This is a genomic window from Pelobium manganitolerans (genome assembly GCF_003609575.1).
GTDB classification, from domain to species: Bacteria; Bacteroidota; Bacteroidia; order Sphingobacteriales; family Sphingobacteriaceae; genus Pseudopedobacter; species Pseudopedobacter manganitolerans.
Genome location: NZ_MBTA01000023.1, coordinates 24,478 through 37,350, shown reverse-complemented (window position 1 = coordinate 37,350; position 12,873 = coordinate 24,478). Strand labels below are relative to the sequence as shown.

Sequence of the window (12,873 nt, the reverse complement as noted above, 5' to 3'; positions counted from 1 at the left end):
AATGCGTTTAAAAAGCCAATATATTAACTGATAAATTTAAGTAACAATTTATTAGCGGTACTAAAATTGATACGGATAAACGGTTAAAAACACCTTTATACCATGAGCATTAAAAGCACAAACCCTTACAATAATCAAGTAGTAGGCACCTATACTGAATTAAACAAGCAAGAAATTGAGCAAAAAATTGAGGCCGCGCAACACGCGTGGCTACAATGGAAAAAGATTTCTTTTGAACAAAAATCTAAAATGATGATACGTTTAGGCGAATTGCTTTTAGCCGAAAAAGAAGATTTAGCTAAAACGATAACCGCAGAGATGGGCAAAGCAATAAAAGAAAGCAGAGCAGAGATTGAGAAGTGTGCCTCTGTTTGTACCTACTATGCAAAAAACACGCAAGAATTTTTGAAAGATGAGCTGGTGGAAACCGACGCCCAAAAAAGCTATATCAGCTACCAGCCCCTGGGTGTTATTTTAGCGGTAATGCCGTGGAATTTCCCATTTTGGCAGGTATTTAGATTTTTAGCACCAAATTTAATGGGCGGTAACTGCGGATTGTTAAAACACGCCTCGAACGTTAGCGGATGTGCTTTAGCTATTGAAAAATTGGTTTCAAAAGCAGGTTTTCCGGATAATGTATTTAGCGTATTGCTGGTATCTGGCAAAAACGTTGCACAAGTGATTGAGCATAAGCATGTAAAAGCAGTAACGCTGACAGGAAGTACAGAAGCCGGAAAAAAAGTTGCCGAGAAAGCCGGGAGCGTTTTAAAGAAATGTGTTTTGGAACTTGGCGGAAGCGACGCTTATGTAATTTTAGAAGATGCCGATTTAGAACAATCCGCAGAACTTTGTGTAAATGCCCGTTTAATCAATAATGGCCAAAGTTGCATTGCCGCAAAAAGATTTATTGTATTAAAACCCATCGCTGAAAAATTTACTCAATTATTTACCGAAAAAATGAGAGCCAAAACATTTGGCGACCCGAGTAATGAAGAGTTTGAGCTGGGCACTATGGCCAACAAAACCTTACGCAATCAGTTGCATCAACAAGTTGAAGATTCTGTAAAAGCAGGCGCTAAATGTATTTTAGGCGGAAGAATACCCGAAGGCGAAGGCGCATTTTACCCACCAACTGTATTGATAAACGTAAAAAAAGGAATGCCTGCATTTGACGATGAAATGTTTGGACCGGTGGCATCAATTATTGTGGCAGATGACTTAAATCACGCCATGGATTTAGCAAACGACACTGATTTTGGGTTAGGCGGTGCTGTTTTCACCAGCGATACTGAGAAAGGCAACGATGTTGCCCGCAACCAAATAGAAGCGGGAAGCGTTTTTGTGAATGCCAATGTAAAATCGGACCCGCGCCTGCCGTTTGGAGGCATCAAACAATCGGGTTATGGGCGCGAGCTGGGCAAAAACGGTTTATTGGAGTTTATGAACATCAAAACCGTGTGCGTGGGTTAATTTATCTGATGTTAGTCAAAAGCTGTTTTGATTTTTCTATCTGCGATGCGATATCCCGGCGAAAGCCAGATTCTTCTAAAACCTTTTCAAAATCATTGATAGAAGCATTGCAGGCATTAATTGCAACAGTCTTATTGTAAACATCAGCAATTTTTTGGCTCTTATAAATGGCATATTCCTGATAAGCTAAACCTCTGTTTTGGTAAAGCTTATAATCAGTAGGCGTTAAATCAAGCGCAGAAGAAAAATCTTTTATCGCACCTAAAAGCAAGCGCTCGCGCTCGGGAGATTTAGCTTCTTTCACTGCTGATGCAGCCAACATTTTGGCCTTACCGCGATAGTAATAAGCCGCGGTTTCGGCAGGTTTCATGGCTATCAGCTTATCAAAAGCTTCGATAGATTTTTTATAATCTGCCGCATGATAGCTAGAATAGCCCATGAGCCAAAGCACGTTCATATTGGTACGGTCGCTGGCATAAGCTTTCTCAAAATAATCTGCAGCGGTGCTAAACTGTCCGCCTGTCATTGCTTTTTGTCCCAAGCGTTCATAAGGAGTTTGTGCTTGCGCAATGCCATTGATAAAAATAAATCCTACTACGAGTAATAAAGCCGGTGCTCTCATTAAAAATAAAAAAATCAACAAAAATTGTTGGTACAGCTTTAATAACGTTTGGAGAGCGTTATTATTTCGTGAACCTAAAACTGACGTAATTTCAGTTATTTCTGCTATAAAACAAGTTATTCTTTAAAAAAAATTGATGCCACCACAAATAAATTGCTTGGCATAGTGCTTGTAAAATATACCTTTATACATCTTAAAAGCGCTATTTCCAGTTTTTGCTGTCAAAATGGCGCTGTTTATATATTATTCATGAGCAAATTTGACCAGTTCGATTTTAACCAAGCGTTACCCCTAATTAATGAAGATACCGAGTTTTTTCCGCTGATGTCTCCAGAAGACGAGGAGGAAATGAACAACGAACAAACTCCCGAGGTGCTTTCTATACTGCCTTTGCGCAATACGGTGCTTTTCCCGGGGGTTGTTATCCCAATTACGGTGGGCCGCGATAAGTCTATAAAGTTGATAAAAGACGCCTACAAAGGCGATAAAACCATTGGCGTGGTTGCGCAAAAAGACGGCAATGCAGAAGACCCGTCTTTTACCGAGCTAAACGCCATAGGTACGGTGGCAATCATCGTTAAAATGCTACAAATGCCCGACGGGAATACCACAGTTATCATACAAGGCAAAAACCGTTTTAAGCTGGGCGAATTGGTGCAAGAGGAGCCCTATTTTAAAGCTACTGTTGAGAAGTTTGAAGAAATACGGCCAAAAGTTGATAGGGAATTTAAAGCCGCAATTGCTTCTGTGAAAGAAATTGCGATGCAGATTATCCAGTTTTCGCCTAACATTCCTTCTGAAGCGGCTATTGCCATCAAAAACATTGACAGCGTGCCGTTTTTGATCAACTTTATATCTTCAAACATGAACGCTAGCGTGGCAGATAAGCAAGCCATGTTAGAAGTGGCCAACCTTCGCGAACGCGCACACCTAGTTTTAGGGCATTTAACTTCTGAACTGCAGATGTTAGAATTGAAGAACCAGATCCAAAGCAAGGTAAAAGTTGATTTAGATAAGCAGCAACGCGATTATTTTTTAAACCAGCAACTTAAAACCATACAAGAAGAGCTGGGCGGCAACTCGCCCGACATGGAAATTGAGGAGCTGAGGGCTAGAGCAAAAAAGAAACACTGGAGCAAAGAAACCGGTGAACATTTCAACAAAGAAGTTGATAAGTTGGCCCGTATGAACCCTGTTGCGGCAGATTATTCGGTACAGATCAACTATTTAGAGGTTTTGCTGGATTTGCCCTGGGGCGAGTTCACCAAAGATAATTTTGATTTAAAACGCGCACAAAAAATCCTGGATAAAGACCATTACGGATTAGAGAAGGTTAAAAAGCGTATCATAGAATATTTGGCCGTGCTAAAATTAAAGCACAACATGAAAGCGCCAATCTTGTGTTTGGTAGGCCCTCCAGGTGTAGGAAAAACCTCTTTGGGTAAATCTATCGCTAAAGCTTTGGGCCGTAAATACGTGAGGATGGCGCTGGGAGGCATCAGGGATGAAGCCGAAATCCGTGGCCACCGCAAAACCTACATTGGCGCAATGCCGGGCCGCGTAATTCAGTCTCTAAAAAAGGCTGCCTCATCAAATCCGGTTTTTGTACTGGATGAGATTGATAAAGTAGGTAACGATTTCCGTGGCGACCCCTCATCGGCTTTGCTGGAAGTTTTAGACCCTGAACAAAACAACGCATTTGTAGATAATTTTGTAGAGCTGGATTACGATTTATCCAACGTGATGTTTATTGCCACGGCCAACTCGCTCAGCAACATCCAGCCTGCATTGTTAGATAGGATGGAGATTATTGAGGTGAACGGCTACACCATTGAAGAAAAGATAGAGATAGCTAAAAAACACCTTATCCCAAAACAAAAAGAAGTGCATGGCTTAAAAGCTAAAGACGTAAATCTAAAAAGTGCACTTATCGAAAAAATTATTGAGGATTACACGCGCGAATCTGGCGTACGCAGCCTGGAAAAAACTTTAGGCTCTGTAGTGCGCAGCGCAGCCACAAAAATTGCGATGGAAGAAGCTTACAATCCGAATTATACTTATGAGGATGTGAGCCAAGCTTTAGGCGCACCCTATTATGACAAGGATGCTTACGAAGGTAACGAAGTAGCTGGCGTTGTAACCGGTTTGGCTTGGACTTCTGTTGGTGGCGATATTTTATTTATTGAGGCAAGTTTAAGTCCGGGAAAAGGAAAAATGACCTTAACCGGTAATTTGGGCGATGTGATGAAAGAATCTGCCGTTATTGCGATGGCTTATATTAGAGCACATGCGCAAGAATTGGAGATAGACCACCGTGTTTTTGACCAATGGGATTTACATATCCACGTGCCAGCTGGTGCTACACCAAAAGACGGTCCATCCGCTGGCATAACCATGCTCACCGCCTTAACATCTGCGTTTACGCAACGTCAAGTGAAACAACATTTAGCCATGACCGGCGAAATCACCCTGCGCGGCAAGGTATTGCCTGTTGGCGGTATAAAAGAAAAAATCTTAGCTGCAAAACGTGCAAACATTAAGGAAGTTATTCTATGTAAATCAAACCAGAAAGATATTTTGGAAATAAAAGCCGATTACATCAAAGACATGACTTTCCATTACGTTAGCAACATGATGGATGTTGTTAAACTGGCGCTTTTACCGGTAAAAGTCAAAAACGCTTTAGACATCAGCTATCGCGAAGAAGGCAATAAGCAAAAACAAGATTAAGAGCGGAAGCCTAAAAAAATAATATCGTATTTTAAGGCCGAATTTTTTTCGGCCTTTTTTTATGCGTTTTTTCCTGCTATCTCTTATCTGCGTTTGCCATATAACTATGTTTGCCCAAAACAAACCTTACCGTCATGAACTGGGTTTCCGGTCCGACAATGACGTTTATTTAGCATCAAAACAAGATAGATATTATACTAACGGCTTGTTTATACATTATAGGCAAGCTGCCAAAGCTAAAGACAGTGCAGTAAAAAAAATTTGGGGAATAAGCGCCGGGCAAGAAATGTACAACGCCCGATCCGGTAATATCAAAAACATAGTTAACGTGGACCGGCCTTTCGCGTCTTATTTATATGCCGGTGCAAGTATGCAGTGGCTTAAAAGTAACCAGAATAGCGTTAAGACAGAACTACAAATAGGCACTATCGGCCCCGCCGCAATGGGCGAAGAAGCACAAAAGCTGTTGCACCAAGTGGTAGGATTTTACGAAGTCTCGGGTTGGCAGTACCAAGTAAATAATGAACTCGGGATTAATGCAAAATTAGGCTTGCATTATTTGTTGCTCAAAAACCGGCAAAGAACTTTTGATTTTTCGCTACCATTACTGGCAGAGTTGGGAAATACATACAGCGGTTTGTCTGCCGGACTTTTATTTAGAACTGGCAATATCAACCCCCTAAACCATTCGGTAGCCACGCAAAGCACGGTTTCCTCCACATCAGAAAAAGAGAAAAACAAAGAACTGTATTTTTACTTGCAACCTAATTTAAAGTATGTCGCTTATAACGCTACCATACAGGGCGGCATGTTCCGCACCGATAAAGGTCCGGTAACCTATAACCCAAAACCCTTTGTTTTTTCGCAACAAATTGGCGCAGCATTCGCCAGTGAAAAGTGGACTGTCGATTTTTCGATTATTTTCAAAAGCAAAGAGTTGGAAAGTGCCAAACGTTCAGAGCAGTATGGCTCTATCAGTTTGTATTACCGCTTTTAGATATCGAAATTTTTATTGCGAGATATTTTCTTCAGCGCCTGTTTTCTTTTGCTTTCTAAGCGATTTTGCACTGCCAATTTATTGGGTTTGGTGGCTTTACGCACTTTCTGCTTCAGCAAAGCTTGTTTAATTAAAGCTAGGGCTTTAGAAACAGCAATCTCTTTATTCTGAAGTTGCGAGCGGGCCTCGCTTGCCGTTACAGAAAAAACGCCTTCGCTGTTAATGCGGTGCTTCAATCTAGATTGCAACTGCTTCATCTGTACTTCTGTAAAAACAGCAGTGCCTGCCAAATACCAAAGCAGTTCCACCTTAGTTTCTACCTTGTTCACATTTTGGCCGCCCTTGCCTCCGCTGCGTGCCGTTCTAAACGAAAATTCCTTTTGCAATTGCGCTTCATCAAAATTCATAATTAAAACTAAATTAGCCATCTGATGGTTAAAAAACACGCATCTCTATTTTTTTTCATGCTTTTGGGCTTTTTTTCGCTTAATGCAGATGCACAACTTGGCGGCAATGGCGTTTTTCGTTTTTTAAATTTACCCAATTCAGCACGTGTTGCGGCTATGGGCAACGTTTTACCCATGCAAAACACCGCCGAGCTTGACGATGTCTTTGCTAACCCCTCTTTGCTTTCGGCAACACATCAAAATACGCTATCGCTCAATTACAGCAATTATATCGCCGATATTAATTTCGGGAATGTCCAGTATGCGTTTAAAGTAGGCGCTAAAAAAACGGTTTCCACAGCTTTAATGATGATTAACTATGGCGATTTTGAAGAATATGACGAAACAGCTACCGCAACCGGTGCCAACTTTAGTGCAGCAGATTACCTGCTCAACATCGGCTATGGAGATGTTCTGTATAAAAATATCAGCTACGGAATTAATGTAAAAGCTATTTACGGGAGTTATGACATTTACCGCTCTTTTGCTTTGGCAACGGATTTGGCTTTTACTTATAAAGACAGCAGCAACACGCTTGCAACCGGCTTGGTGCTAAAAAACATCGGTTATCAATTAGATGCCTTTGAAAACCAAAAAGAACGATTACCTTTTGAAATTGCTTTAGGGATGAGCAAGAAATTACAGTTTGCGCCTATCCGGTACCACATTAGCTATAAGCATTTGCAAAAGTTTGATTTAAGCTACCGAAATACCGGGGAAAGTTCGGATATCGATTTGATTAGCGGGGAACAAAAAAAAAGCAGAGCCAGTTTTGGCAGTAAGCTGAGCCAGCACTTCGTTTTTGGTGCCGAGCTTCTTTTTTCCGCTACATTTCAGATACAAGGTGCTTACAACCTGCAGCAACATAAAGAGCTGAGCGTAGAAGGTTTGGGCGGCACGGCGGGTTTATCGTTTGGGTTTTCTGTAAACCTAAAAAAACTAAGCTTGAGTTATGCACACAGCCAATTAGGTTCAGCAGGCGGAAACAACTACTTTTCTTTAAATCTTAAACCCGATTTTTTCGGTAAACGTTAGCCCTACACCATAAAAGGCCTTATTTTTTCGATCGCAAAATCCAGCTGTTCTTGTTCGGTTAGGTTGGTGTTGTCTAAAATTATAGCATCTGCTGCGCGGGTAAGCGGACTTTCTTCACGGGTGGTGTCCAAAAAATCACGATGCGCCAAATTGTCAAAAATCTCCTCTAAAGATATTCGCTCCCCTTTGGCTAAAAGCTCTTGATAACGCCGCTCGGCCCGTATTTTAGGGTCGGCTGTCATAAAAAATTTCACTTGCGCATGAGGGAAAACGGTGGTGCCAATGTCTCGGCCATCCATCACAATGTTTTTGGATTTGCCCATCTTCTGTTGCTTACGCACCATCGCTTTGCGCACCTCTTTGATAGATGCAATCAAACTCACGCTTTCCGAAACCGGCATCTGCCTAATTTCATCCGAAACCTCCTCCCCATTTAGTAAAATATGAGATTGATAATCGCGCGAGTGGAAATTGAGGTCGATATGCTCTAAAGCATCGATAATTAAATCGTGATTGCTTAAATCCGTTTGGTTCCTCAAGAAATATAAAGTAACCGCGCGGTACATTGCGCCACTATCCACATAAATAAAGTGCAGTTTTTTAGCGAGCGCTTTGGCTAGGGTGCTTTTTCCGCAAGACGAATAGCCGTCTATTGCCACCACGATATTGTTTACCATCGCAACAAATTTAGTTTATCGCGAGGCCAATTGCAAAATTGCCTAAGTTCTCAGCCACCATCTCGCTAATTAGCCCTAACACGAGCAAGACAGTACAGGTTGCCAAGTTCTTGTTTAATAATTAATATCGCATACCAATTACGTAGCCCATAAATCTTTTAATATGAAGAAAATTTTACGTTTGAAGCACGCTGTTGCATTTATGCTCTTTAGTTTTGTAGCTAGCCCATTATTTGCGCAAGACCCTGTTGTTAGCACGCCTAAACAAGTTGAACGCCTGGACCGCGGCCTAGTTGCCGTGCGCACCAACGCTGCTAAAGTGTTTTTAAGCTGGCGGATATTTGGTACCGACCCTGCAGATATCGCTTTCAATGTTTACAAAGGTGGTGTGAAACTAACCACCACTCCTATCAGCAACTCGTCAAATTTTGAGGATTACGCTAATACCAATAGCACTTATACCATTAGACCGGTAGTTAACGGGCAAGAACAAGAAGAGTCTAAAGCAGTTAGTGTTTGGTCGGCTAAATATTTAAAAATACCATTAAGCCTGCCGGCAGATAGTGTAACTAAAAGCGGTGAAACATACAGTTATAGCCCTAACGATTGCAGTGTTGGAGATTTAGATGGCGACGGCGAATATGAAATTATCTTAAAGTGGGATCCCTCAAATTCTAAAGACAATTCGCAATCCGGTTATACCGGTAATGTCTTTATTGATGCTTACAAACTGGATGGAACCCGGCTGTGGCGAATTGATTTAGGCCGAAATATTAGGGCAGGTGCCCATTATACGCAATTTATGGTGTATGATTTAGATGGTGATGGTAAGGCCGAGGTGGCTTGCAAAACCGCCGACGGCACGATAGACGGTACGGGAACTGTTATTGGAGACCCAACAGCAGATTATAGGAATTCATCGGGATATGTATTGAGCGGTCCTGAATTTTTAACCGTTTTTAATGGTGAAACGGGCAAAGCCATGGCCACTACAGATTACCTGCCGGCACGCGGTACTGTAAGCTCGTGGGGAGATAATTACGGCAACCGTATAGACCGGTTTATTGCGGCGGTTGCGTATTTAGATGGCGAAAAACCCAGTTTAGTTTTCGGGCGTGGCTACTATACCCGGTTGGTACGAGTTGCGTGGGACTGGCGGGACGGTAAACTGACCCACCGTTGGACTTTTGACAGCAATACCGCCGGAAACAGCGCGTATGCTGGGCAAGGAAACCACCAAATGGCAACCGGTGACGTAGATGGCGACGGCAAAGATGAAATATTTAACGGCTCTAGCGCTATCAACGATAATGGCGCAAAATTTTGGACTGATGGCAAAGGCCACGGTGATGCAATGCATTTGAGCGATATGGATCCTGACAGGGAAGGTCAAGAGCTTTGGATGTGCCACGAAGAACCTGCAAAATACGGCGGTACCGGTGAAACTTTGCGTGACGCCAAAACCGGTCAGTTGTTATGGGGCGTGCAGGCAACCGGTGACATTGGACGTTGTATGGCCGCCGATATCGACCCTAATTACCCAGGTTATGAAGTTTGGGGTTCGGCGAATAGTAATCTGTATAGCATAAAAGGCAATATCATTGCTACAAGCAGGCCTTCTTATAATTTTGGCATTTGGTGGGATGGCGATTTGAGCCGAGAATTATTGGACGGTGTGAAGTTAGATAAATGGAACCCAAGCTCTAAAAAATCGGAACGTTTACTCACGTTTACAGATTTAGCTGCGGTTAACAGCAACAACACTACCAAATCTAACCCCGGTTTAATGGCCGATATTTTGGGCGACTGGCGAGAAGAAGTGATCTTGCGTGGTGATGACAATAAAAGCTTATATATATTCACCACTACAGCGCTTACCAGTAACAAAATATATACGCTAATGCACGACACCCAATACAGGACTGCAATAGCTTGGCAAAACTCGGCATATAACCAACCTCCTAACCCAAGTTTTTTCTTGGGCACCGGGATGAAAACGCCTCCTGTACCAAACATAAAATATGCTAAACCCTTAAGTACAGCTGTTATACCCGAAAAACTTAAAGTAAAAGACCTAAACATTTGTCCAAATCCGGTTACAGACAAATTAGATATTAATATTAACAGCAAAAGCAAAGCTTTAGAACTTAATTTGGTAGATATGGAAGGTAAGCTTTTAATAAAAACAGAAGGCGACATCCATTATCTAAACAGCTTTATTAACAACAAAATTGGGCTCTACAAAACCGGAGTATATGTTTTAACTGTAAAAGACGGCACTACATTATACAGCAGCAAATTACTTAAACAATAAATGCGGGCTTTGGTAAGTAAAAAAATAAACCCACCACATCAAAAAAAACTGCTCGGGAAGTTTAAAAACTAAATAAAGGGGGCCTGCACCGCTGTAGTTGCCCCTTTTTATACTAATGCGTTTAACCGAAGCGTAAATGATAGTTAGTGTTTCTAAAAGCAAATAAACAATTGCCAAAACCGCTGCCGCCTTAGCAAAATCGTCCAATAAAAAAGCTAAAGCCAGCGCAAATTGGATATCGCTAACGGCATAAGCTAAAGAAATCCGAAATCTTTGGGGCAGCAAATTTGGGTATGATAGGTAGTAGCCTTCGCGGTAGCGGATATGCAGCACGCCAGAAATTAGGAACAACATTACTGTAGCGGCTTGTCCTGCTAAATCAACCGCTAGCCTACCGGTAATCAGGAAAGTGCTACCACAAACAATAAAAAAAGTGCAACCGAGGACAACAAGACGCATGTTGAAGCATTTGCCCGAATGTAACAATTTAATTAATCACAACGCCGATAGTTTTTACCAGCAAGCTTAATCTCGATTAGTAAACCATTTTAAAATGCCCGATGCCGGCCTCCTCAAACTCGTCGCCTACCGAGACGAAACCTTTTTTTAGGTAAAGGGGCATAGCAGCAACTTGCGCATGTAAATAAATGTGCGGCGTACTTGGTGGCAAATCGTTTAAAATGGCATCTATCATTTTCCCCGCCACGCCTTTTCTCCGGAAGGGTTTAAGCACGGCAAAACGCTCCAGCTTATAACCGGCTTCTGTTTTGCGCCACCGGCAAGCACCTGCATCTTCACCATTTACCGTAGCTAAAAAATGGACAGAGACCTCTTCGTTTTCCCACTCCAGCTGGGGCGGACAGTTTTGCTCTTCCACAAAAACTGTTTTACGGATAGCAAAAACCCGCTCTAAATCAGCGGCAGAGTTTACTCTGCTTACAATGATATCAATTTGCATTACCCGAAATAAAATAAAAAAAGCGAACCTTTATGGTTCGCTTGAAAATTTTTACAGAATTTAAACGTCTCCAGGGTCTCTATCAATTCCAATTGGACCTCTGTTGGTGCGCGATTTTTCCGCCAAGGTCTCAGAATAAGAACCTTTTTTTTCAGGTATTCCCTCCACTCCGGATTCGGCACCAAAATCGGTTTTCTTTACCGGTACGTTTTCTTCTAATTCTTCCTTTAGCTCGTTTTGTTTTTCTATCGGACTCTTTGCCATAACAGCTCCTCTTTAAATGTTTTTAAATAGATTTATGCTGATAAAAACAAATATGTTGCCAAGGCTTTCCGATGATTGGAGGAGTGAAGGCCTTATGAATGAATCCTTATTCCTTATTCCTTATTCCTTCCTCTTTACTCCTTACTCCATAAAAACCTCCTTTACTTTTTGCACCACATAATCAATTTCTTCTTTGGTGTTGTATTTGGAAAAGGAAAAACGGACAGAAGGATGATCGGGATTGCCGCCGATGGCTGTTAGCACATGCGAGCCAATGTTAGAGCCCGACGAACAGGCACTGCCGCCAGAAGCCGAGATTCCCGCTATGTCCAACTTAAACAGCAACATATCGCCCATTTCCATCTTTGGGAAACGTACGTTTAAAACCGTGTACAAGCTTTTATCTGCGTCTGTTTCGCCATTAAAATTAATTTCAGGAACTGCCAATTTAAGCCGTTCCATGGCATAACTTTTCAAGTCCTGGATGTAAGCGGCCTGTTTTTCCAAATCAGCGTAAGCCAATTCTAAAGCTTTTGCCAAGCCTGCAATACCATAAATATTCTCTGTTCCGCCACGCATGTTACGCTCTTGGGCACCACCGTACAAAAGCGGTTTTATTTTAACCGATGGATTTACGTAAATGAAACCCACACCTTTTGGCCCGTGTAGTTTATGTGCCGAACATACCACAAAATGCGCTTTTAGCGTGCTTAAGTCATGGCGGTAATGTCCCATAGTTTGCACCGTGTCCGAGTGGTAAATGGCATCGTATTTTTCGCACAACTCGCCCACACGTTCTATATCTGTAAGCGTGGCAATTTCGTTATTGGCCTGCATCAGAGAAACTAAACTACGCGGGTTATTGGCCAACAGCTGTTCCAAATGCTCAAAACTGATGTTTCCTTTTTCATCCAAATCCACATAACTTAAACGCAAAACACCTTTTTGCTCCAACATTTCTAAAGTGTGCAAAACCGCATGGTGTTCGGTTTTTGAGGTAATGGCATGTGTTAGCTGATAAGCCTCTACAGCACAACGTATTGCCATATTATCTGCTTCGGTACCGCCAGAAGTAAAAAAAATATTTGCCGGTGCAGTGTTCAATAGCGAAGCCACCGTTTTACGCGCTTTTTCTACCAAAGTACGTGCCTGCCTGCCGTAAGCGTGGATGGAGGACGGATTGCCGTATTCGTTTTCCATCACCTCAAGCATCGCTTGTTTCACTTCTGGCGCAAGTGGCGTTGTAGCGGCGTTATCGAGATAAATTTTCATCTTTTTAATGAGTGATTTTTGAATGAGTGAAGGATTGAATGCTTTGCGAACCTGTTATTTAATGCGTGATTTTTGAATGATTTCTAAT

Annotated in this window: 12 protein-coding genes; 5 read left to right on the top strand and 7 right to left on the bottom strand. The window is 42.0% G+C overall.

What is annotated here, in order from left to right; translation table 11 throughout:
* Positions 1-102 precede the first annotated feature (102 nt).
* Entirely contained in the window at positions 103-1,470 is a 1,368-nt protein-coding gene (locus BCY91_RS08730) for an NAD-dependent succinate-semialdehyde dehydrogenase (protein ID WP_120181580.1), read from the top strand.
* Between the two features lies 1 nt (position 1,471).
* Here the strand turns inward: BCY91_RS08730 and BCY91_RS08725 are convergent, their stop codons facing one another.
* Positions 1,472-2,092: a tetratricopeptide repeat protein gene (locus tag BCY91_RS08725; RefSeq protein WP_120181579.1), complete on the bottom strand. Its 621-nt coding sequence runs from the start codon at positions 2,090-2,092 to the stop codon at positions 1,472-1,474.
* A 249-nt stretch (positions 2,093-2,341) separates the two neighbouring features.
* On the opposite strand from BCY91_RS08725, the gene lon reads away from it, so the two are divergent.
* Complete coding sequence (gene lon / locus BCY91_RS08720) at positions 2,342-4,822, top strand: endopeptidase La (RefSeq protein WP_120181578.1); 2,481 nt, start codon at positions 2,342-2,344, stop codon at positions 4,820-4,822.
* Between the two features lie 61 nt (positions 4,823-4,883).
* The gene (locus tag BCY91_RS08715; protein WP_120181577.1) at positions 4,884-5,819 is read left to right on the top strand and encodes a lipid A deacylase LpxR family protein; all 936 of its coding nucleotides are present in this window, start codon (positions 4,884-4,886) and stop codon (positions 5,817-5,819) included.
* Here the strand turns inward: BCY91_RS08715 and arfB are convergent.
* On the bottom strand, positions 5,816-6,247 hold the full coding sequence (gene arfB, locus BCY91_RS08710; RefSeq protein WP_220699462.1) for an alternative ribosome rescue aminoacyl-tRNA hydrolase ArfB: 432 nt from the start codon (positions 6,245-6,247) through the stop codon (positions 5,816-5,818). The two genes, BCY91_RS08715 and arfB, sit on opposite strands and share 4 nt — an antisense overlap.
* 3 nt (positions 6,248-6,250) lie before the next feature.
* On the opposite strand from arfB, the gene porQ reads away from it, so the two are divergent.
* The gene (gene porQ / locus BCY91_RS08705; RefSeq protein ID WP_120181576.1) at positions 6,251-7,300 is read left to right on the top strand and encodes a type IX secretion system protein PorQ; all 1,050 of its coding nucleotides are present in this window, start codon (positions 6,251-6,253) and stop codon (positions 7,298-7,300) included.
* A gap of 2 nt (positions 7,301-7,302) precedes the next feature.
* On the opposite strand, the gene cmk is transcribed toward porQ, so the two are convergent.
* Positions 7,303-7,977, bottom strand: coding sequence for a (d)CMP kinase (gene cmk / locus BCY91_RS08700; RefSeq protein ID WP_120181575.1), 675 nt, complete (start codon positions 7,975-7,977; stop codon positions 7,303-7,305).
* A 163-nt stretch (positions 7,978-8,140) separates the two neighbouring features.
* On the opposite strand from cmk, the gene BCY91_RS08695 reads away from it, so the two are divergent.
* The gene (locus tag BCY91_RS08695) at positions 8,141-10,291 is read left to right on the top strand and encodes a rhamnogalacturonan lyase family protein (RefSeq protein WP_182995343.1); all 2,151 of its coding nucleotides are present in this window, start codon (positions 8,141-8,143) and stop codon (positions 10,289-10,291) included.
* Here the strand turns inward: BCY91_RS08695 and BCY91_RS08690 are convergent.
* The 4 genes from BCY91_RS08690 to BCY91_RS08675 form a co-directional block, all read right to left on the bottom strand.
* Positions 10,277-10,645 carry a hypothetical protein gene (locus tag BCY91_RS08690; RefSeq protein ID WP_182995342.1) on the bottom strand — a complete coding sequence of 123 codons (369 nt, stop codon included), beginning with the start codon at positions 10,643-10,645 and terminating at the stop codon, positions 10,277-10,279. The genes BCY91_RS08695 and BCY91_RS08690 overlap by 15 nt on opposite strands.
* Before the next feature lie 181 nt (positions 10,646-10,826).
* Positions 10,827-11,249 carry a GNAT family N-acetyltransferase gene (locus tag BCY91_RS08685; protein WP_120181573.1) on the bottom strand — a complete coding sequence of 141 codons (423 nt, stop codon included), beginning with the start codon at positions 11,247-11,249 and terminating at the stop codon, positions 10,827-10,829.
* Between the two features lie 60 nt (positions 11,250-11,309).
* Positions 11,310-11,513 carry a hypothetical protein gene (locus tag BCY91_RS08680; protein ID WP_120181572.1) on the bottom strand — a complete coding sequence of 68 codons (204 nt, stop codon included), beginning with the start codon at positions 11,511-11,513 and terminating at the stop codon, positions 11,310-11,312.
* A gap of 141 nt (positions 11,514-11,654) precedes the next feature.
* Positions 11,655-12,785, bottom strand: a complete 1,131-nt coding sequence (locus tag BCY91_RS08675; protein WP_120181571.1) for a cysteine desulfurase family protein — start codon at positions 12,783-12,785, stop codon at positions 11,655-11,657.
* Positions 12,786-12,873: the final 88 nt, after the last annotated feature.

Excerpts from the sequence above, each read along its gene's own strand:
- BCY91_RS08730 (WP_120181580.1), top strand. The coding sequence starts at position 103 with ATGAGCATTAAAAGCACAAACCCTTACAATAATCAAGTAGTAGGCACC.
- BCY91_RS08725 (WP_120181579.1), bottom strand. The coding sequence starts at position 2,092 with ATGAGAGCACCGGCTTTATTACTCGTAGTAGGATTTATTTTTATCAAT.
- lon (WP_120181578.1), top strand. The coding sequence starts at position 2,342 with ATGAGCAAATTTGACCAGTTCGATTTTAACCAAGCGTTACCCCTAATT.
- BCY91_RS08715 (WP_120181577.1), top strand. The coding sequence starts at position 4,884 with ATGCGTTTTTTCCTGCTATCTCTTATCTGCGTTTGCCATATAACTATG.
- arfB (WP_220699462.1), bottom strand. The coding sequence starts at position 6,247 with ATGGCTAATTTAGTTTTAATTATGAATTTTGATGAAGCGCAATTGCAA.
- porQ (WP_120181576.1), top strand. The coding sequence starts at position 6,251 with ATGGTTAAAAAACACGCATCTCTATTTTTTTTCATGCTTTTGGGCTTT.
- cmk (WP_120181575.1), bottom strand. The coding sequence starts at position 7,977 with ATGGTAAACAATATCGTGGTGGCAATAGACGGCTATTCGTCTTGCGGA.
- BCY91_RS08695 (WP_182995343.1), top strand. The coding sequence starts at position 8,141 with ATGAAGAAAATTTTACGTTTGAAGCACGCTGTTGCATTTATGCTCTTT.
- BCY91_RS08690 (WP_182995342.1), bottom strand. The coding sequence starts at position 10,645 with ATGTTGTTCCTAATTTCTGGCGTGCTGCATATCCGCTACCGCGAAGGC.
- BCY91_RS08685 (WP_120181573.1), bottom strand. The coding sequence starts at position 11,249 with ATGCAAATTGATATCATTGTAAGCAGAGTAAACTCTGCCGCTGATTTA.
- BCY91_RS08680 (WP_120181572.1), bottom strand. The coding sequence starts at position 11,513 with ATGGCAAAGAGTCCGATAGAAAAACAAAACGAGCTAAAGGAAGAATTA.
- BCY91_RS08675 (WP_120181571.1), bottom strand. The coding sequence starts at position 12,785 with ATGAAAATTTATCTCGATAACGCCGCTACAACGCCACTTGCGCCAGAA.